The sequence below is a fragment of the Litorerythrobacter xanthomarinus genome, from assembly GCF_046254955.1.
Classification (GTDB): domain Bacteria; phylum Pseudomonadota; class Alphaproteobacteria; order Sphingomonadales; family Sphingomonadaceae; genus Qipengyuania_C.
In genome coordinates this window covers 1182879-1202393 of sequence record NZ_JBJXRG010000001.1, presented here as the reverse complement: position 1 = coordinate 1202393, position 19515 = coordinate 1182879, and the positions used below count along the sequence as shown (strand labels likewise).

12 protein-coding genes are annotated in these 19515 nt (G+C 57.6%); 3 read left to right on the top strand and 9 right to left on the bottom strand.

Annotated features, from left to right (window positions below; translation table 11 throughout):
• Position 1: 1 nt before the first annotated feature.
• The 8 genes from ACEWMW_RS06110 to ACEWMW_RS06075 all read right to left on the bottom strand — a co-directional run bounded on the left by ACEWMW_RS06110 (position 2) and on the right by ACEWMW_RS06075 (position 13275).
• Positions 2-1441: an aldehyde dehydrogenase family protein gene (locus tag ACEWMW_RS06110; RefSeq protein ID WP_409413004.1), complete on the bottom strand. Its 1440-nt coding sequence runs from the start codon at positions 1439-1441 to the stop codon at positions 2-4.
• A 191-nt stretch (positions 1442-1632) separates the two neighbouring features.
• The gene (locus ACEWMW_RS06105; protein WP_409413003.1) at positions 1633-2577 is read right to left on the bottom strand and encodes a LysR family transcriptional regulator; all 945 of its coding nucleotides are present in this window, start codon (positions 2575-2577) and stop codon (positions 1633-1635) included.
• 41 nt (positions 2578-2618) lie between these two features.
• Positions 2619-3620 carry an Ldh family oxidoreductase gene (locus ACEWMW_RS06100; protein WP_409413002.1) on the bottom strand — a complete coding sequence of 334 codons (1002 nt, stop codon included), beginning with the start codon at positions 3618-3620 and terminating at the stop codon, positions 2619-2621.
• A gap of 22 nt (positions 3621-3642) precedes the next feature.
• Positions 3643-5652, bottom strand: a complete 2010-nt coding sequence (locus tag ACEWMW_RS06095; RefSeq protein WP_462937817.1) for a tetratricopeptide repeat-containing sulfotransferase family protein — start codon at positions 5650-5652, stop codon at positions 3643-3645.
• Positions 5653-5742: 90 nt separating this feature from the next.
• On the bottom strand, positions 5743-8397 hold the full coding sequence (locus ACEWMW_RS06090; protein ID WP_409413000.1) for a TonB-dependent receptor: 2655 nt from the start codon (positions 8395-8397) through the stop codon (positions 5743-5745).
• Positions 8398-8747: 350 nt separating this feature from the next.
• Complete coding sequence (locus tag ACEWMW_RS06085) at positions 8748-10283, bottom strand: BCCT family transporter (protein ID WP_409412999.1); 1536 nt, start codon at positions 10281-10283, stop codon at positions 8748-8750.
• A gap of 113 nt (positions 10284-10396) precedes the next feature.
• Entirely contained in the window at positions 10397-12097 is a 1701-nt protein-coding gene (locus ACEWMW_RS06080; RefSeq protein ID WP_409412998.1) for a formate--tetrahydrofolate ligase, read from the bottom strand.
• Positions 12098-12303: 206 nt separating this feature from the next.
• Positions 12304-13275 carry a LysR family transcriptional regulator gene (locus ACEWMW_RS06075; RefSeq protein ID WP_409412997.1) on the bottom strand — a complete coding sequence of 324 codons (972 nt, stop codon included), beginning with the start codon at positions 13273-13275 and terminating at the stop codon, positions 12304-12306.
• A gap of 242 nt (positions 13276-13517) precedes the next feature.
• Here ACEWMW_RS06075 and ACEWMW_RS06070 point away from each other — a divergent pair, with 242 nt between their 5' ends.
• From ACEWMW_RS06070 to ACEWMW_RS06060, 3 genes are all read left to right on the top strand, one after another.
• Positions 13518-15191: a BCCT family transporter gene (locus tag ACEWMW_RS06070; RefSeq protein ID WP_409412996.1), complete on the top strand. Its 1674-nt coding sequence runs from the start codon at positions 13518-13520 to the stop codon at positions 15189-15191.
• Between the two features lie 171 nt (positions 15192-15362).
• On the top strand, positions 15363-16526 hold the full coding sequence (locus ACEWMW_RS06065) for an aromatic ring-hydroxylating oxygenase subunit alpha (RefSeq protein ID WP_409412995.1): 1164 nt from the start codon (positions 15363-15365) through the stop codon (positions 16524-16526).
• Positions 16527-16598: 72 nt separating this feature from the next.
• A complete protein-coding gene (locus tag ACEWMW_RS06060; RefSeq protein WP_409412994.1) occupies positions 16599-17945 on the top strand; it encodes an NAD(P)/FAD-dependent oxidoreductase in 1347 nt (448 codons plus the stop codon).
• A gap of 21 nt (positions 17946-17966) precedes the next feature.
• On the opposite strand, the gene ACEWMW_RS06055 is transcribed toward ACEWMW_RS06060, so the two are convergent.
• Positions 17967-19502, bottom strand: a complete 1536-nt coding sequence (locus ACEWMW_RS06055; RefSeq protein WP_409412993.1) for a trimethylamine methyltransferase family protein — start codon at positions 19500-19502, stop codon at positions 17967-17969.
• Between the last annotated feature and the right edge of the window lie 13 nt (positions 19503-19515).

Genomic DNA, 19515 nt, shown 5'->3' with positions numbered 1-19515 from the left:
CCTATCCGCCGATGTAACTGGTTTTGACGATCGTGTAGAAGTCTTTGGCGTAAGTGCCTTGCTCACGCGGACCGTAGCTTGATGCCTTTCGTCCACCGAAGGGAACGTGGTAGTCGGTGCCCGCCGTCGGCAAGTTGACCATCACGCAGCCCGATTGCGAGTGCCGCTTGAAATGCCGTGCACGGCTAAGCGAATTGGTCATGATGCCTGATGTCAGCCCGAAGTCGGTGTCGTTGGAGACGGCCAGCGCCTCGTCGTAATCTGCTACCTTGATGACGCTTGTGATGGGGCCGAAAATCTCCTCGCGATTGATCCGCATCGAATTGTCGGTGCTGGTAAAGATCGCGGGTCGCATGAAATTGCCCTTGGTGGCGAGTTCCAGAAGCTCGCCCCCGGTCGCAACCTCGCCCCCCTCGCTCTTGCCGAGCTCGAGATAGTCGAGGTTCTGCTGCAGTTGCCGCTCGCTCACGACTGGGCCGATCTGCGTCGCCTCGTCGAGCGCATGGCCGACGACCAGCGCTTCCGCTGCTGCGATCATCCGCTCGACGAATTCGTCGTGTACCTGCTCCTCTACCACCAATCGCGAGGATGCGGTGCATTTCTGGCCAGTGCCGAAGAAGGCACCGCCGATCGCGCATTGAACAGCAAGGTCCATGTCCGCATCGTTCAGCACTACGAGCGCATTCTTGCTGCCCATTTCGAGTTGGATTCGTGCCATATTGGCAATCGCCGACTGCGCGATCTCGCGCCCGACAGCGACCGAACCGGTGAAGGTTACGGCATCGATACCGGGGGAACTGGCCAGCGCATTGCCAACATTGTGTCCTTCGCCGATGACCATGTTGAATGTGCCAGACGGGAGACCGCTGCGGTGGACAATGTCGGCCAAGATGGCCGCGCTGGCAGGGGTCGTTTCGGATGGTTTGAGGACGACGCTGTTGCCGAAGGCGAGCGCTGGCGCGATCTTCCAGGCGGCCACGGCGACCGGGAAATTCCACGGCGTGATCACCCCTACGACGCCCACTGGCTCACGGGTTATCTCGACATCCACGCCCGGGCGAACCGATGCTGCCTGCTCGCCGATCTGACGCAGACATTCGGCGGCATAATACTGGAAGAACTGCCCCGAACGAAAGACCTCGCCCTTCCCTTCTGCGATTGTCTTACCCTCTTCCCGCGCGATGACCCGTCCTATCTCCTCACTGCGTGCGATCAACTCGTCACCGATGAAGTCGAGCGCGGCCTTGCGCTGTTCAAGCCCGGTTTCGGCCCATGCGGGACCCGCGCGCCGCGCCGCAGCAATCGCCTGCTCGACATCATCGACTTTAGCGGCCGAGTAGTGACCGATAATGTCCGAATGATCCGACGGGTTAATGTTTGCGACGAGTTCGCCGCTCGCAGTCCATTCGCCGTCTATCAGGTTGCGGTAAGTTTCCGTCACGCGAGGTCTCCCGAACCGATCCACCACGACGGTCCTCATTACGTTCTCCTCAGTCGAACCAAGGCACGCAAGTCAGATAAAGATATGCAATAATAAGGAAACGGTATGTATTTGAAAGATATTCAGAACCAACTGTTTATCACAGATCACCAGCCCTGTATGACGAGAATATCTTATTTGATAAGGAAAGTTTATTCGCCGCCTGCATTGCCAACCGGAGTCGATATGAGGTCCCGAAAGTCTTCGTCAGAATAACGTATCTCGACATTGTCGAGCTGTAACTCGTCTGCGACTGCTGGGATGGTCGCCAATAGCGTTTCAATCATCGCTTCTCCGGCTGGCGAAAGCGTCCAGCCCTTTTTGGTGATCAGGAAGATCGAGCGTGACTCTTCCGGTTCGATCAGCGGCCGCGAAACCAACAGCGGGTCGGCATTCTTTGCCGCAAGCGAGGGCAACGCGGCGATTCCAAAATTCGCCTTAAGCATGGCAAAGAGCAGTGTCGTGGTCGAGAATTCATACTGCGTCTTGACCAGGGGATCCTGCGGCTGCGTCAGGTTATGCAAACCGGAATCGAGAAATCGATGGCCGCGCAATTCCTCCCAAGAGATCGGGCCTGGCTCCTGCGCTAGGGGATGATCGCGGTGGCAGATCATCTCGATCCGATCTTCTATCAGCAGGCGATAATCAAGTTCAGTCCGGCCACGCGAACGCCCTCCTATCCCAAAGTCAACTTCATTACGGGCGAGGCGCTGTTCGATTCCTCTGGAGTTGTCGTCGATCATGTGGACAGAAATACCGGGATAGTCTTCGGAGAACTGGCGACATACCTCCGGCAGCAACCGCGTTGCGACCGAGGGCAGGACTGCCAGGCTGACATGACCGCTGCGCCGCTCAGACGTCGCGTTGAGATCGGATAGAGCTGAATCGAAATCGCGTATCAGCCGGGCAGCAACCGGCATGAAATGCTCGCCCTCAGTGGTCAGTAGGACCTTGCGCGTGGTCCGTTCGAGCAATTTCACTCCGACGGCTTCCTCGAGCTGGCTAATCGCCAGTGAGACGGCAGGCTGGGTTCGCAGGAGTTCGCGCGCAGCAAGCTTGAAACTCTCGAGCTGACCGACTGCCACGAATGCGCGCAAGTGCCGCAGGGTGATGCCAAACTGCTTGATCGCGCGTCTCTCTAAAGCTCCAGGATCTTGTCGTATACTGCTTGCGACAGGGAAATCCCATCACGCAAATTGCGTTCCCGATTGTCATGGCGGCGGTCACCCGGCAGGCGCGTACCCTCCTGTGCCATGATCTGCTCAAACAGGGTCTCGCTGTGATCGAGCCAACCGTCGCGGTTGCCGAACATGCCAGGATCCATGGCGAGGATAAATTCTCCGCCCTGCGGCGGTCCGCCATCATTGTTATCGCGCGCAGCCGCCTCGAAGCTGAAACTCTCCCCAATCAATCCACCCGCGAGCAATTCGACCATCATTGCCAGCGATGAACCCTTGTGACCACCGAACGCGAGCAGCGAACCATCGAGAATTTTGTTGGGATCGGTCGTCGCATTGCCATCGGCATCAACTCCCACACCTTCTGCCATCTGGTGTCCTTCGCGCGCCGCCAGCATGACCTCCCCGCGCGCAACCACCGATGTCGCCTGATCGAACACAACCGGTGGACCTGACTTGCGCGGCCAGCCGAAAGCAATCGGATTGGTGCCATAGAGAGCCTTTTTGCCGCCAGCCGGGATCACTGCGGGCTTGTAAGAGGTGCAAGCGAGCGCGCAGAGCCCCGCTTCGGCAAGCGGTTCGATCTCGGTCCAGAGCGCGGCAAAGTGATGGATATCGACCAAAGCCATCGCTGCAATCCCATTCTTGCGGGCGCAGTCTATGAGCGGCTGGCGACCGGTCTCAAGAGCCATCGGCGCAAAACCCCCATCGCCGTCGACCCGCACAACCGCGGGTGCGATCTGCTCGACCTTCGGCCGCGCATTACCATTGACCTTTCCCGACCTGAGGGTCGCGGCATAGCCGGCGAGCCGCATGAGTCCATGCGAATGGCAGCCATCGCGCTCGGCCGCGGCGATGACGCTTGCAACCGCTGCGGCATTCTCCTCATCGCAGCCATTGCGCATCAGCGTATCGACCACCAGCGTGTGTACTCTTTCCAGTGTCAGCTTAACTTCGGTCAATCTTTTGTCTCCCCCCTGTGTGTCAGTTGCTCGCGGCGATCGGATAGCGATCGAGCACCGGCCCAAGCGCGTCCTTCAATGGGTCGAGCCAAGGCTCGAAATTTCGCCATTGATCGACGGCAGATTTGTTGATCGGTAGACGCACCTGTTCCGAGCTGGCGGTCCGAACAGCGCGCTTGGTCTTGTGAAATTCAACACAGCTCTGTTCGAATTTGACGCCAAGAAACTCCAGAATTCGGGCGACCTGCCCTTCCAGATCGTCAAGGACATCCTCGTGCTGAACGCGCAGGATCTTATCCGGGAGCACTTTGTCCCAATGATCCATCAACCCAACATAGTCACGGTAGTAGCTGCCCACTTCGTGCAGGCCATAAGTAAACTCCTGCCCCTCGGCGAAAAGCTGCTTGAAGCCAGAGAAGCAACACGCCATCGGTTCGCGCCGGGCATCAATAATCCTGGCGTTGGGCAGGATGAGTTGAATCAGGCCGATATGGCGGAAATTATTGGGCATTTTGTCGACGAAGAAAGGGGCACCTTGGCGGTGGATCGCGGTATTCTCGATGTATTCCTCACCCAGCTCAGTCAGCTGCTGAGCATTCAGATCATGCAGTATCTTGGGATAATCGGATGCACCACTGACGCGTTTGCGCCCTCTCAAACGGTGCGAAATGGTGAGGATATTGGGCAGCTCGAGCGTGCCATCGATTTGCGAATGAGACGCTAGTATCTGTTCTATCAAGGTTGATCCGGCGCGCGGAAGGCCAACCACGAATATCGGATCGGGTGCCGGGCAGCCATTGCCGCTATTTTTGGCAAGCAGTTCGGCGTCGCAATATTCTTTCTGCGCCTCGAACTCGTCCGTCATCACTTGCGCTTCATAGCGCGATTGCTTGCGCTTGAGCCCGTTGCCCTGATCGTAGAAGCGGAACGCAGTTTCAAACTCCTTGCGATCTTCATGCGCCTTACCCAGCGCGAAGCACAGATGGACCTGATTGAGATAGGTCAGCTGTCCAGATTCGATCTGATCATGCATCCGGCTTAGCTCGGCGTCGCTGAAGCGGTAGGTTTTGAGGTTAGCCAATCCATAATAGGCATCGCCAAATCCGGGATCGACTTCGAATGCTCTTTGATAGGATTTTACGGCCTCATCCTGACGACCGAAGGTCTTCAACGCATGCCCGCGAGAGGTGAGCGTGGATGGATCGTTCGGCGCAACTTCGAGGATTTCCTCGAACAGATCGAAGGCACGCTGATAGTTGCCGGTCTGCATCGATTCGATTGCGTAAAGCGATTTGAAAATGGGACTCTCGCTATCGCGATCGAATAATATCTTGGCCTGCTCGAGCGCCTGCTCAAACTTCTGGCGCCTACGCAGCACCTGAACATAGTCGATCCGCACCTGAACATTTTCAGGTTCAAACTCCAGCGCGCTTTCAAGCAGGAATTCCGCATCATCCATCACGCCCAACTGCGATCCGATTTCTGCGAGAAGCCGCATGCCTTCGACATTGGTCTTGTTCGCGATCAGGAACTTGCGGCACAGATCCTCCGCCCGCAGGAGCTTTCCTTCATGTAGCAGCTGCGAGACGGCCATGAGTTCCTTGGGCAGGTCCATCAAGCGATCGGCCTGAGCCTTAGCTGCCTGAGCTCCGGCAAGGTCACCTTGCTTTTGCAGAATTGCCGCCTGCGCGTTCCAGCTTCCATGCAGTGCCGGATTGGATTGGCATGCCGCGCGATAAGCCGCGAGCGCCTGTTCCATCCGGCCGGCATCACGATTGATGTGTCCTTCTTCCTGAAGCGCGCGCCCAAAATCAGGCATCAGATCCTTGATCCGTTCGACCAGAGCCAGCGCCAGTTCCAGCTGCTTGAGATATCGGCGACAAACCGCCGCCATATAAAGCGCTTCGATTTCAGGTGGATCGGCACGCAAAAGTGGCTCCAATGCGCTAAGCGCACCATCGAAGCTGCCCTTATACATAAGCGCTTGGGCTTGAGGAATTATATCGGCGCTGGACTGCGCATTGGTGGCCATAATCAGATCAAGTTCCGCTGCCAAAACGAAGGGGGCCAGCCGCATCCGGCCAGCCCCCCAGTGAATAAAGCAGTCGCAAGCTAATTCAATTTAATAGCGGAAGCTGACGCGTGCCCCCACCGTAAGCGGCCGTGAAATGATTATGCGTGAACGGTCGTTGATGAAGTTTCCGCTTATGGGCGCCCTCGCATTGGTGAGGTTGTCGCCGTAGACCTCAAATGACCAGGAGTCATTGCTGACCCCCATCGCCAGATTCACCGTTGTCCAGTCGGGCAGCGTGATGCGATTGATCTCGATGATGTCGGTTTCCTGCGAAGCAGAATAGGTGAGTTGCGGCTGGACATGCGCTACCAACCGATCCGAGAGATCCCACTCATAGCGCGCCAGCAGATTACCCTGGAAACTTGGCGCGAAGGCAAGACTTGATCCCAGAACAACGTCATTCGTCGGCGTCAGGACCTCGGTAATCTCACTATCGAGGATGGAAAATGCAGCAGAAAGCGTCAGACCTGGGATGCTGTAAGGTGCCAGCGTAATATCCGCTTCGACACCGAGAATCTTCGCATCCGCCGCGTTGTCCGAGAAGAACAGATTGGCGATGTTCGGATCGAAAATCGTTGTCTGCAGGTTCTGGATATCGACATAGAAGGCGTTGCCGTTGATCCGCAACTGATTGTCCATCAGATTGGTTTTCCAGCCGATCTCATAGTTGGTCACTTCATCCGAACCGATCGCGAAGGGGACAGTGAACGTGCCTGACGCGTTGGACACACCACCAGGACGATTAAGCAAGCCTGGACGGAAACCTTCCGAATAGGTCGCGTAGAACAGCAGGTCATCGTTCGGGGTCCAATTGAGCGTACCCTTGTAGATGAAACCATCGGTGGAAGCTGTGTCTGGAGCGCGAAGCGCATTGAATACCAGATTGGCTTGCGATGCGCTGAGGCCAGCAGCCTCAATGTCCGCTACGCTTTGATCGAGGGTAAAGGTCTGCCGCAAAGCATCGTTACAGCTGAGAATGAATGTGAAGCTGCCATCACCGTCAAACAGATCGCTGATATTGGTGCCGAAGGCGTTTTCGTCGACGCCGCCGGCGTTACAGAAAGAGCCATTCGCGCTGCCTTCGAAATCAACCTCAACATCAAAATAACGAGCGCCGAGTGTGACCGAGAATTGCTCGCTCAGATCAACGGTGACTTCGCCGAAGATGCCAAACTGTTCGTCAGTCCGGCGGATATCGTTGCGGAAGATCGTTTCATCCGGGAAGGGTCCGGGATCGGAATTGTAGACCCCCGGTTGCGGGAAATTGTCCGGGAAACCGCCGAAGGGATTTGCAAGCACGTTTCCAAGATACTGGAAGTCCACGCGCTCTTTGAGTTCGAGATCGCTGTAGAAGCCGCCAACGGTTGCCCGGATAAAGAAATCTTCCGGTGTGTTGAACCGTAATTCCTGAGTGAACACTTGGGTTTCCGACACAGCAGTAGTCTGGGATGTCGGCGCCTGGCAAGTTCCCGAGGGAGCTGCTCCGCCCGGATAGGTGACCGATCCATCGCAGATGTAATAGGGATGGTACTGACCAACAAACAGGTACTCGGTGTAATCGGCCACCTGGTCGGAATCGCGATCCGTATAGGCACCGGTGTACAGTACATCGAGGCCCGCAATCCGGCCTTCTAGCGTCCAGCTGGTGTTGTGGAAATCATCCTTCAAACGCTCCGGTACAAAGCGCTGAATGTCGTCGTCGCCCAGAGTGGGGTCGATTGCGAAAACCCCATCGGTGTCAAGCCCCTGCCGCGCGTGCGCAACGGTCAGAGACCAATCTGGGTTGAATTCGTATCGGGCCGAAGCACGGATACCGATATACTGTGAATCGTTGATGTCATCTTCGACCAGGGCGCTGTTGTCCGCGAGGATGAAGTTGACTGCCGAAAGATCTGCGCCTGCCTGAAAGCCCGCACGCGCCGGGCTCACCGGCACACCGTTCTCGCGCACCGTACCAGCCGGACGGAACCGGGCACTGTCTGCCACCGTCCGGGTCCCGGGCACATTATCGATATATCCGCCTTGGTTATCGAGATAGCCGACCACGCGGACCGCCAGGTTGTCGCCAAGAGGAATGTTGACCATAGCCTCCAGATTCTGACTGGATTCGCCGCCCTTCGTAAAGGCAAGACCAGCCTTAACCTTGGCCTGGAACTCTCCAAGCACCGGCTTGTTCGTAATCAGGCGAACCGTACCAGCTTGAGAACTGGCACCGAACAGCGTGCCTTGGGGGCCAGAAAGAACTTCGACGCGTTCAAGGTCGGCCGCGTAGACATCGAGGTTACGGCCCGGCTGCGAGACAGGTTGTTCATCGAGATAGAGCGCTACGTTCGGCGCAAGACCAGCGACACCGGCAATCGAGTTAGCGGGGGTCGTCGAGGCAAGCCCACGAATGTAAATGGTACTCTGGCCGGGTCCGCCGCCGCCCGCTGAAACGCCGGGCAATTGGACGAGGTAGTCGTCAAACGTAGCGATGCCGAGTTCATCGAGCGCTTCTGCACCAATCGCCTGAACCGAGACTGGAACGTCTTGCAGATCTTCTGTCCGCTTTGTCGCGGTGACGACGATCTCCTCAATGCCACCTTGCCGAGCTTCGCTCTGCCCGTCATCTGCTCCCACATCCTGCGCGAATGCGGCGGAAGAACCGCCTCCAATTGCCAAGGCACAGAGAGCCGCCCCCTGCATCAAGTTACGCTTCGACATCAACTACCTCCCTAAAACACGACCTGTTCACTCGACCGCTTGTTCGCGGCTCGGGCACTATTGGCTTTATCAGAACTCCTGATCACTCTTGAGCCAATCCATTTGCAAGTCAGATAAACGAACCAATTAATAATGAAATGGTATAAATCTCACGCTGCAATAAAAAATCCATTTAACGCTGATATTTATCGCGATTTTCCCAGAGTGTGAATTTAGCACAGCCACGGCCTCAAATTCAGTTCAACAGGAAAAATAAGCAAACTTGATATAATGCATCACTCGGAGAGCATTCTCTCAGGGACTGCTGGGCGATCCTCCATCCGAGTATCCGCCATCGTGATTGCCGCGCACTATGGGGTGTCGCCACGTCCAAGAAGAGCCTTCGCGAGAGCCACCATCATCAGCACCATGACAACCGAGAATGGAAGCGCGCCAACCGTCATAGCGGTGTTGATCGCATCGAGCCCACCTACACTCAAAAGCACTGCGATGACCGCTGTGATCAGGAGGCCCCAGCCAGCAATGTGTGCGCCGTTGCGCTGGCCGATCCGGCCCGCCGACGAGATCGTATGGATAACCAGGATTCCAGACTGCGCCGAAGTGACCAAGAAGGTTATCAGCAATACGACAACGGCCGCGCTCATCGCCACCATCGCCCAACCTGTGAGCATAACATCGAGCGTCGCGAACAGCCTTGCAGACAAATCTGCATCCAGAATGCTTCCTCCCGCCCGCCCCGTAACCTCAAGATCGAGCGCAGTGCCGCCGATAAACGCGAACCAGCAGAAACACACGAGAGTGGGGACAAGCATCGCCCCCAGCACATATTCGCGGATCGTCCGTCCGCGAGACACCCGGGCCAGGAACATGCCGACGAAAGGCGCAAAGGCGATCCACCAAGCCCAATAAAAAATCGTCCAACTACCTTGCCAGGCCGAAAGCGCTTCGCCCTTCGCGCTGCCGTCGACAGAGAAATGCTGCGTCGCCATACTCACGAAGCCGGTTAGATAATCCCATATCGCGAAGCCGAGTGTCTTCAATTCGACTAGGGTGGGACCGAATGCGAGGAAGAACACCAGAAGGAAAATCGACAGAGCCATATTCACATCGGCAAGCCATTTGATACCTTTCTCGACACCCGAGAAAGCCGAGGCGGTTGAAATTGCCATCACCACTATGAGCAGAATCAGCATTGCTGCCAGCGCAGGCTTGCCATCGCTCGTCATGACCCACTGCCAGTCAGTGATATAGAAAAGACCGGAAGAGAACTGCGCCACGCCGTAGCCAATTGTGATCGCCACGCCGACAATAGTTGCCAATACCGCAACCACATCGACGACATGCCCAACCGCACCGGACAACGCCTTGCCGAACAGCGGATAGAGCGCCGAGCGCATACTCAGCGGAAGTCCTCGGTTGAAGCTAAAGTACGCCAGCGAAAGACCGACAAGAGCGTAACAGCCCCATGCCGAGAAACCCCAGTGGAGCACAGACCACTTCATCGCTGCACGAACATTCTCTGGCGAATTCGCTTCGACCAGTCCGTTTATGACGTCAGGGTTCGATGAGAGATGGAAGATCGGCTCTGCCGTAGAATAGGTCAGCACGCCCATGCCGATACCCGCCCCAAACATCATCGCGATCCATGAAAAGTTGGAGAATTCCGGCCGCTCGTCCGCCTTACCCAGTCGCAACCTGCCTGTCGCCGGCCAAGCCGCGACGATCGCGCAAAACAGCACAAAGGCGAACATCGCATAAAGGTACCAGGCACCGAAGCGAACGGTGACGAACGCGTTGACCTCGGCCAAGGCCGCCCCGGCCACCTCGGAATAAATCGCGGCCCAGGCGATGAGTGCTACTGCAATACTTGCGGACGCGATGACCACGGTTGGGCTGTAACCCTTGAGCGCCCCTCGCTCATTGATCTGAACGTTCAATTGACCGGTTGGATCTATGATCGGCCTTGCTCCCGGATGGTTTTGGTCAGAATTCTCACGTTCTAGGCCAGCCCGACTATCTCTCCGCTATTGTCGAGTCCAATTTCGTAGGCTGCCGGCTTACGCGGCAGGCCGGGCATCACCATAATGTCTCCGCAGATCGCCACCACGAACCCGGCACCGGCGGAAAGCCTCACCTCACGCACCTCGAGCGAATGCCCGGTTGGCGCACCGTTCCTGGCCGGATCGGTCGAGAAACTGTACTGCGTCTTGGCGACGCAAATTGGCAGATTGCCGTAGCCCAGCGTTTCGAACTCGGCGAGGTCACGCGCAGCGGAACTGACGATCACAACTTCATCGGCACGATAAATTTCACGCGCGATCGTTTCGATTTTCTCAGCCAGCGGCAGCTCGCAGGGAAAGAGCAATTCAACCTGAGCCGCGCCTTGGTCGAGCGCAGCCTTGACCTCCTGCGCTAGCTCGCGCGCACCCTCGCCCCCCTCGGCCCAGTGCTTCGACACGGCACATCGCACACCTGCTGCGTTGCAGATCTCAACGAGAGCCGCGACTTCATCGTCGCTATCCTTGACGAAGTGATTGATAGCGACCACCGGCGTGACGCCATATTTACGCAGGTTTTCGACATGGCGCTCCAGATTAGCAGCGCCGCGCTTGAGCGCTTCGACATCTGGCGTGCCGAGATCGTCCTTGGCCACGCCGCCCTGCATTTTTAGCGCACGGATCGTCGCAACCAACACCACCGCATCGGGGCGAAGACCTGACTGACGACATTTGATATCGAGAAACTTCTGCGCGCCAAGATCAGCGCCAAATCCGGCTTCAGTCACGACGACATCTGCCAGCTTGAGCGCGCTTTTGGTCGCCATCACCGAATTGCAGCCGTGCGCGATATTGGCGAACGGGCCGCCATGAATGAACGCCGGATTATGCTCGATCGTCTGCACAAGGTTGGGCGCCAATGCGTCCTTGAGAAGCACTGCCATTGCGCCATCGGCACCGATGTCGCGTGCGGTCACTGGCTTCTTGCCACGCGTCCGCGCAACGATAATGTCACCAAGGCGCTTCTGCAGGTCTTTCAAATCGCTGGCCAGACAGAGGATCGCCATTATCTCCGAAGCGACCGTGATATCGAAGCCGCTTTCGCGCGGGATGCCGTGCGCAGGTCCGCCAAGGCCGATCGTGATATTGCGCAGGGCGCGATCGTTCATGTCGACAACTCGGCGCCAGCTGATCCGGCGCGGATCGATGTCGAGCTCATTACCCCACTGCAGATGATTGTCGATCAGCGCGGCGAGCAGGCTGTGAGCCGAGGTGATCGCGTGGAAGTCACCATTAAAATGGAGGTTGATGTCTTCCATCGGAACCACTTGGGCCCGGCCACCGCCAGCTGCCCCGCCCTTCATCCCGAAGCAGGGCCCGAGCGAAGGTTCTCGCAAACACACCATGGCGTTGACGCCTATGACATTGAGACCATCGGTCAAACCGACGCTGGTGGTGGTCTTACCTTCGCCGGCCGGCGTCGGAGTAATGGCGGTTACCAGCACCAATTTGCCATCCGGCTTTTCTTGTAGCGAGGAGATATGTTCCAGGCTGAGCTTGGCCTTGTGATGACCATAGGGGACGAGCGTTTCAGGAGCGAGGCCAAGACGGCGCTCGGCGAGCGAAAGGATCGGCTCCATCTGCGCAGCGCGCGCGATCTCGATATCGGGTGCGCCCGGAGGCGGCAGGTTGTCTTGCTGCATGGGAAGTTAAGGCAATGCCCCTCCTGGGTCGAACTGCTGACGCGAGCTCTTGTTGAATGCGGCTTTTCTGAACGAATTGGTGCGGCGAACAAACTGTAATGTCGCGAGCGCGGCCATTCTAATCGAGATCATGACGGATTGTTATTCTACGCCGTTCATACCGCACCCAGTCCCCAGTTCAGCATGATCAAGACCAATTCGCAGCTCTATTCCTCGCCAACGCTGAGCATCTCCTCAAGCCAGGGCAAGCGCGCCACCAGCGAAGGCATGACATCGTCGGCCAGGATTGCCCGACATTCATCGGTGATCATTTTCGTGGCGCTGCCCAACGAGCCCTCGCGTGCGACCAGCGACATTCGCCGGTAGAAACTGCCGCGACTGATCGGCTTTACTATCAGATCGTCGAATACTCCCGGGGTCTGCGCAAGACAAAGCGGTGTGGTAATTCCCCATCCATTCCCCAATGCAACCGCGCGCGAATGGCCTGTCACCGAATCGAATTCGATCTGTTCAGGGAACTTGAGTTGGAGACGGTTGAGCTGCGCCTCGGTCTTGCGTCCAACCGAAGACCGTAGCGAGAAACGGATGAACTTGCTCGCCGCCAGATGCGGCCCAAGCTCGGTTTCCAGCTCAAAACCCTTCGGGAAGATCAGCACATAGGGCTCAGCCAGGATTGTATAGCGTTCGACCCCAATCATCCCCGAGACGTGGCTTTCCTCGGTAATCATGATGTCTGCTGCATGTGAATTGAAGCGGGACAGCTGGTCGGGAAAAAGCGAGTTGGATATCCGCCAGGACCGCGCCATCGGACCTGCGCGGTGATAGAGACGCGGACCCAGCACATTGGCAAGGCTCTCCGGCATCGTAATAGAAATTTGAGCGAGCTGTGCCTTCTCGACCTGAGCGGCCTCGAGATAGGCTTGTTGGACGTCAGCGAGTATCGTCTTGCCGCGCTCAAGCAGTGCCCGACCGGCTCCCGTCAGCACAATCGGGCGTACCGTACGATCAAACAATTGACGCCCAACCGCCTCTTCCAACGAAGCGATAGTCTGCGAAACACCAGATTGGGTCATGCCGAGCACTTCCGCTCCGCGCGTCATGCCGCCCTGTTCGGCAGTGGTGACAAACACCTGTAGTGTGCGAAACTCGAAGCTTCCGAGGGCTTTTCCGTGCTTCATCCTATGATCAGCCCTCCAGCCTGAAAGCGACCCTGTTCCCAACCATCCCGCTAGGCTCTTATGTTGCGAAGTTGCAGCCTAAGGCTTCGATAGTTAGCATTACTATCTCTTATCATGCGCGTCTGCAGCCTTGCAACGGTTCCACCCCGCTTCATTGCACATTACCCCTGCTCCGATAAGAGATCTGCCCGCCGGCGCGGATCGCAGCCGAAACGGTCAGAAACTTCCAGAAGGACTTCCAAGTGAGCGAGACGGAACCGAATAGAATTGCACCGCCGCTGACCGAGCTGCCGATTGCAGTATCGAAGCGCGGATTTTATTCGGGTTTCAGCAAGCAGGTAACCATCCCAGCCAAAACCATTGTCACAGTCTTCATTCTCTGGGCCGTCGCCTTCCCGACAACTGCAGCCGATGCGCTAACCGAAGCTAACAACACAATCATCGCCACATTTGCCGGCTGGTATATATACCTTGTCGCAGCGATGCTGCTCGCATCGCTCGTGCTAGCCCTGATCCCTCGCTTCGGCCGCCTGAAGCTCGGCTTGCCCGATGAGCAACCAGAGTTCTCCCGGCTATCGTGGTTTGCCATGCTCTTCGGTGCCGGCATCGGGATCGGGATGCTGACTTACTCAACCGGTGAGCCACTTTCTCACTTCAGCAACAATCCAGAGATCATTTCAGGCGCGGTAGAGGCGCGATCGGCCGAAGCTGTGGCCTCCGCCTATCGTTACTCTTTCCTGCATTGGGGCTTCTCGGCCTGGGCCACCTATGCGATCGTCGGCCTGGCTGTTGGGTTCATGTCCTATCGCCGGGGCTTGCCGCTGACGATCCGTTCGGGGCTAGCGCCGCTGTTCGGCAAGCACCTTTCGGGCAACCTCGGTCACCTTATTGACATCGTGGCTGTCGTCGCGACCGTCCTTGGAATTTCAGTGACTCTGAGCATCGGGGTCAACCAGTTCATTGCCGGGCTTCACACCGTGTTTGGGGGCGATTGGCTTCTCGATAGCGAGGGGAATTCTTCGCCTATCGCTATCATCGCCATGCTGATTGTGATCGTCGGCAGCTCGACCCTTTCAGCGCTTTCAGGAGTGGGGCGTGGAATCAAATGGCTCTCAAATCTCAACTTGGGGCTGACATTCATCCTCCTCGCAACATTCCTGTTTGCGGGAGCGGCACTATTCTCGCTCAAAATCCTGGTGAGCGGTATGATTGACTATGTGGCAGCGCTCCCACGGTTATCGCTCACGCTTCTTGGCAGCGACGGAACGGAGACCGGCGATGCTATGGCACAATGGCAACTTGACTGGACAGTTTTCTATTGGGCCTGGTGGATAGCGTTCGCGCCTTTTGTAGGGATGTTCATCGCTCGAATTTCGCGAGGGCGGACACTTCGCGAGTACCTTCTTGGCGTGGTCATCGCGCCTTCTCTCATGTGCTTTCTTTGGTTCGTAATAGTCGGCGGAACGGCAATCGATCTTGAACTTAGCGGTTTGGCAGGCGGCTCGATCTTGGACGCCTCTTTAGCCCAGCAACTCTACGCAACGCTCGACGTACTGATGAGCCCGGCCATGGCCAACATATATGCGCTCCTGGTGCTGGCATTGCTTCTGACATATGTCATCACCTCGGCAGACAGCGCGATCCTGATCGTCAATACGATTAACGCAGCCGGCGACGACAATGGCGACCGCCATCATCACATCATGTTTTGGGGGTCCGCTATAGCCCTGATGGTCGGAAGCCTGCTCATCATCGGCGGCATGGATGCTGTCAGCACTGCGATGATACTTGGCGCGCTCCCGTTCTCGCTCGTTGCGGGCTTGATGGTCGTGGCACTAGTAAAGGCCGTGATACTGGATACCATTCGCATCAAGCATGGTGTGCCCTGTACCAAGGATGGGGCAACGACCAGCTAGCCTTTGGATCGAGCGCCCAATGGCATACCTCGGCGGATCTGATGGGGAGTCAAAGCCACAGTGCTCGCTCCGGCATTGACAAACGGACCACACTATCAGCGGAATTGTTGTTGCCTATGATGGCGCGGAGTGAGACCTCTGCCTCAATTCCTTTGTGAGAAGGCCGTGCGCATGTCGTCTGTTCTCGATACCGAAGCGCTGAAGAGAGTTTGCCTACCCATCGAACAGGCACGCGGCCTGCCCAACGAACACTATGTGAGCCAAGATCACTTCGCGGCCGAGCGGGATCGGGTGCTATTCCGCAACTGGTGCGGAATCGGCTTCGGCAAGGATGTCTCGCAAGTTGGCGAGGTTCATCCGGTGCAGTTCCTTGGCGTGCCTCTGGTCATGGTGCGCGATCGCGACGAGCAGTTGCGGGTTTTCCAGAATGTCTGCCGTCATCGCGGCACGGTGCTAGTGGATTCGCCGTGCAAGGTTCCAGGAAACCTCATCCGCTGCCCCTATCACAGCTGGTCGTATCAGCTAGACGGAGCGCTCGCAGCGACGCCGCATGTTGGCGGACCAGGCAACAACGGTGATCCGGGCTTCGACAAGAGCGAGTTCGGATTGATCGAAATCGCCTCCCACGTTTGGCAGGATGTCGTTTTCGTCAATATCTCGGGTACCGCGCCTCCTTTCGAGGAGTACGCCGCCACGGCAATCGACCGGTGGGGCGAATTTCATGGACCGGTCCACTTCTGCGGGCCGGAAAGCGCGTTCACCATCGAAGTCGCGACCAATTGGAAGCTGGCGGTTGAGAATTATTGTGAGGCCTATCACCTTCCCTTCGTCCATCCCGGTCTGAATACCTACTCGCGTCTGGAAGATCACTACGACATCATCGAAAGCGGCCGTTTCGCCGGCCAGGGAACCCGGGTCTATCGACAGCTGGCAGACGAGGAATCTCGGCGCTTCCCCGATTTTCCCGATCTGTCGGAGCGCTGGGCGACGCAGGGCGAATACATTGCGCTATTCCCCAATGTTCTTCTCGGCGTCCACCGCGACCACAGCTTCGCAATTGTGCTTGAGCCTGATGGGCATACGCGGACGCGCGAGCATGTGGCGCTGTACTATGCTTCGCCCGATGTCAGTGGTGACGATTGGCTTGCCATGCGGGAGAGCAATGCGGCTTTGTGGCGGACGGTGTTCGAAGAAGACATCGCCTCGGTAGAAGGCATGCAGCGTGGCCGCAGTGGAGTGAAATTCGACGGCGGCAAGTTCGCCCCAGCGATGGACCGGCCGACCCATGCATTCCACCAGTGGATGGCGGGCGGTCTCCTCGAGCAGGCAGCGTGAATTCACACTCATATCTTTCGCAACCTCGTCGGATCCGTGGATGATCGTAGAGCAAATAAGGAGCGACGAAAGATGACCATTCCTGAACACGCACCTTTTGTGGTGGTAGGCGCAGGCGTCCACGGCCTGTCCACCGCATACCATCTCGCCGTCCTGCTGCGTGAGCGCGGCCTCGGGTCGGGCAAGGACATCGTCATCATCGACAAGGGCGACGTCGGCTCCGGAGCTTCGGGCATCGCCTGCGGAGTGGTGCGCAATAACTACTTCCAGCCGGCCATGCGCGAGCTGATGGCGCATTCGGTCTCGGTCTGGGAAGAGGACGCAGAAACCTACAGCTACCACCCGGTCGGCTATATGCAGATTTCCGCCGAGAGCATGCATGCCGACGTCGCCTCGATCTACGAGCAGCAGAAGGCCATCGGCTACGAAAGCGAGTTCATCGAAGGCGAGCAAGACAGCGCGCGCTACATGGAATCGATCTTCTCCGACTGGCAGGCCAAGGGAGTGACCTCGGTCCTGCACGAGAAGAAGGGCGGCTATGCCAACAACATGCTTTCGATGCAGGGGCTATGGAGGAAGGCTGAGAGCGAAGGTGTGCGGCTTTGCAGCGGCACCACGGTCACCGGCTTTCGCGCTGCAAGTGGCAATTCCTCCGCGATCAGCGCAGTTCTCACCGATCGGGGCGAAATTGGCTGCGATCAACTTGTGATCGGCGCCGGGCCGTGGGTGCGTGACATGTGGTCCATGCTCGAACTGCCGCAGACCATCGAAGTGCTGGGGAGCGACGGAACGCTCCATCGGGACGTACCGATGTGGAAGTTCTGGCAGCTCGAAGAAGGCGTGCTGTCGGTCGATCCGGAGATCCAGAAGACCAATGACGGTTCAATGCCGCCGGTCATCCATATCGATACCGACGCACCGCTCTATTCAACGGTCGACGGGTCGCTGATCACCGACGAGTTGTGGGGCATTTATTACAAGCCCGACTTCAACTTCAACGGCATCCAGGGCGGAGCCATGCCTTACGAGGTGACGACCCCGGCCGAAGAGCTTGCGATCGATCCCTATGGCCCGGCCAGCCCGGAATGGATTTCATCGCCCGATTTCGCGGTGATGTGGGTCTCTGCCCTCGCCCATTGCCAGAAGCGCTTCGAAGGCCGCATGGCCGACTATCACAAAGAGCCATCGGGCGGGGTCGGCTGCTTCACACCCGATAGCTTCCCGGTGATCGACGTCTTCCGCGAAAACGCCTGGGTGATCGCCGACAGCAATCACGGCTACAAGATGATCGGCGTCGGCAAGCTCCTGGCGCAGGAAATCCTTGGAGAGAAAAGCCGCTTGCTCGAACCCTTCCGCTTCGCACGCTACGCCGAAGGTAAGCTTCACCCGATCTCCAACAGCCCCTACCCGTGGAGCTGATGGAGCGCGGTTCATCCGGTCTTAGCTGATATTCGAATCCGGGAAGCTCGCCTTGCGGGTTTCCATGAACTCGACCAGTCGCTCATCGATCTCAGGATCAAGCTCAGGCGCGACGTAGTCGGCCAGCAGCTGCTTATAGAGCTTCTCCGCGCGGTCTTCGGCGCTGAGCGAACCATCCTCGACCCACTGCTCGTAGCTATTGTTGTCGGCAATGGTCGAACGGTAGAACGCGCTCTTGAAGTTCGCCTGAGTGTGGCTGCAACCGAGGAAGTGCTGGCCGGGGCCGACTTCGCGCAAGGCGTCCATCGCTTGCCCGTTTTCGCTCATGTCGACGCCCTTGGCATAGACCGCCATCATTGCCGCCTGATCACAGTCCATCACGAATTTCTCGTATCCCATGGCGAGGCCGCCCTCGAGCCAGCCCGCCGTGTGAAGCATGAAGTTCACGCCGGCGAGCAACCCCTGCTGCAGTGTGTTAGCTGCCTCATATGCTGCCTGCGCATCCGGGACTTTCGACGCGGTAAAGCCGCCCGCACTGCGGAAGGGCACACCAAGGCGCCGGGCAAGTGCCGCCCCTGTGTTGATAACCAGCGAAGCCTCGGGCGAACCGAAGGTGGGGGCGCCCGATTGCATCGACATCGAGCTGACGAAATTACCGTAGATCACAGGCGCTCCGGGACGCACGAGCTGGGCGAGCGACATACCGACCATGCCTTCGGCCAGTGACTGTGCCGCGACCGCTGCCACCGTTACTGGGCTCATCGCACCTGCAACGATAAACGGGCTGACCATCACCGCCTGATTGTGGCGTGCATAGACCTTGAGCGAACCGAGCATCGTGTCGTCGAAGGTCATCGGCGAGTTGGCATTGATCAAATTGATCAAGACACAATTGTTCTCGACGAACTCGTCACCAAACACGATCTTAGCCATAGCGACCGAATCTTCGGCACGTTCGGGGTGCGTGACCGAACCCATAAATGCCTTATCGCTATATTTGATGTGGCTGTAGACCATGTCGAAATGGCGCTTGTTGACCGGCAGATCGACCGGTTCGCAGATTGTGCCGCCCGAATGGTGCAGACTGTCGGCCATGTAGGCCAGCTTCACAAAATTGCGGAAGTCCTCGATCGTGGCGTAGCGCCGCCCGCCCTCGCGCGAATAAACGAAGGGCGATCCATAGGCCGGCACCAACACGGTGTTTTTGCCGCCGATCTCGACATTATTGGCTGGGTTGCGGGCATATTGCGTGAACTGTTTCGGCGCGGTCGCCTGAATCAACTCACGGCACATGCCGCGCGGGAAGCGCACCCGATCTCCTTCAACGCTAGCTCCAGCCGCCTTGAAGAGATCGCGGGTCTCGGGGTCGTCCTTGATGTCGATCCCGATCTCTTCAAGGATTGTTTCCGCATTGGCCTCAATCGTGGCCAGATCAGCATCGCCGAGCACCTCGTAAGGCGGGATATTGCGTTTAATATAGGGAGCGCGCGGCTGCGCATCGGCAGCATTGGCTGCAGCGCGGCCGCGGCGGCCTCCGGAACGTCCTTCTCTCGCCATGATACTCGTCCTT

What these genes read in the sequence shown, in the direction of transcription:
- ACEWMW_RS06060 (WP_409412994.1), top strand. Translation starts at nt 16,599, where the DNA reads ATGACCATTCCTGAACACGCACCTTTTGTGGTGGTAGGCGCAGGCGTC.
- ACEWMW_RS06075 (WP_409412997.1), bottom strand. Translation starts at nt 13,275, where the DNA reads ATGAAGCACGGAAAAGCCCTCGGAAGCTTCGAGTTTCGCACACTACAG.
- ACEWMW_RS06080 (WP_409412998.1), bottom strand. Translation starts at nt 12,097, where the DNA reads ATGCAGCAAGACAACCTGCCGCCTCCGGGCGCACCCGATATCGAGATC.
- ACEWMW_RS06065 (WP_409412995.1), top strand. Translation starts at nt 15,363, where the DNA reads ATGTCGTCTGTTCTCGATACCGAAGCGCTGAAGAGAGTTTGCCTACCC.
- ACEWMW_RS06095 (WP_462937817.1), bottom strand. Translation starts at nt 5,652, where the DNA reads ATGGCCACCAATGCGCAGTCCAGCGCCGATATAATTCCTCAAGCCCAA.
- ACEWMW_RS06090 (WP_409413000.1), bottom strand. Translation starts at nt 8,397, where the DNA reads ATGTCGAAGCGTAACTTGATGCAGGGGGCGGCTCTCTGTGCCTTGGCA.
- ACEWMW_RS06055 (WP_409412993.1), bottom strand. Translation starts at nt 19,502, where the DNA reads ATGGCGAGAGAAGGACGTTCCGGAGGCCGCCGCGGCCGCGCTGCAGCC.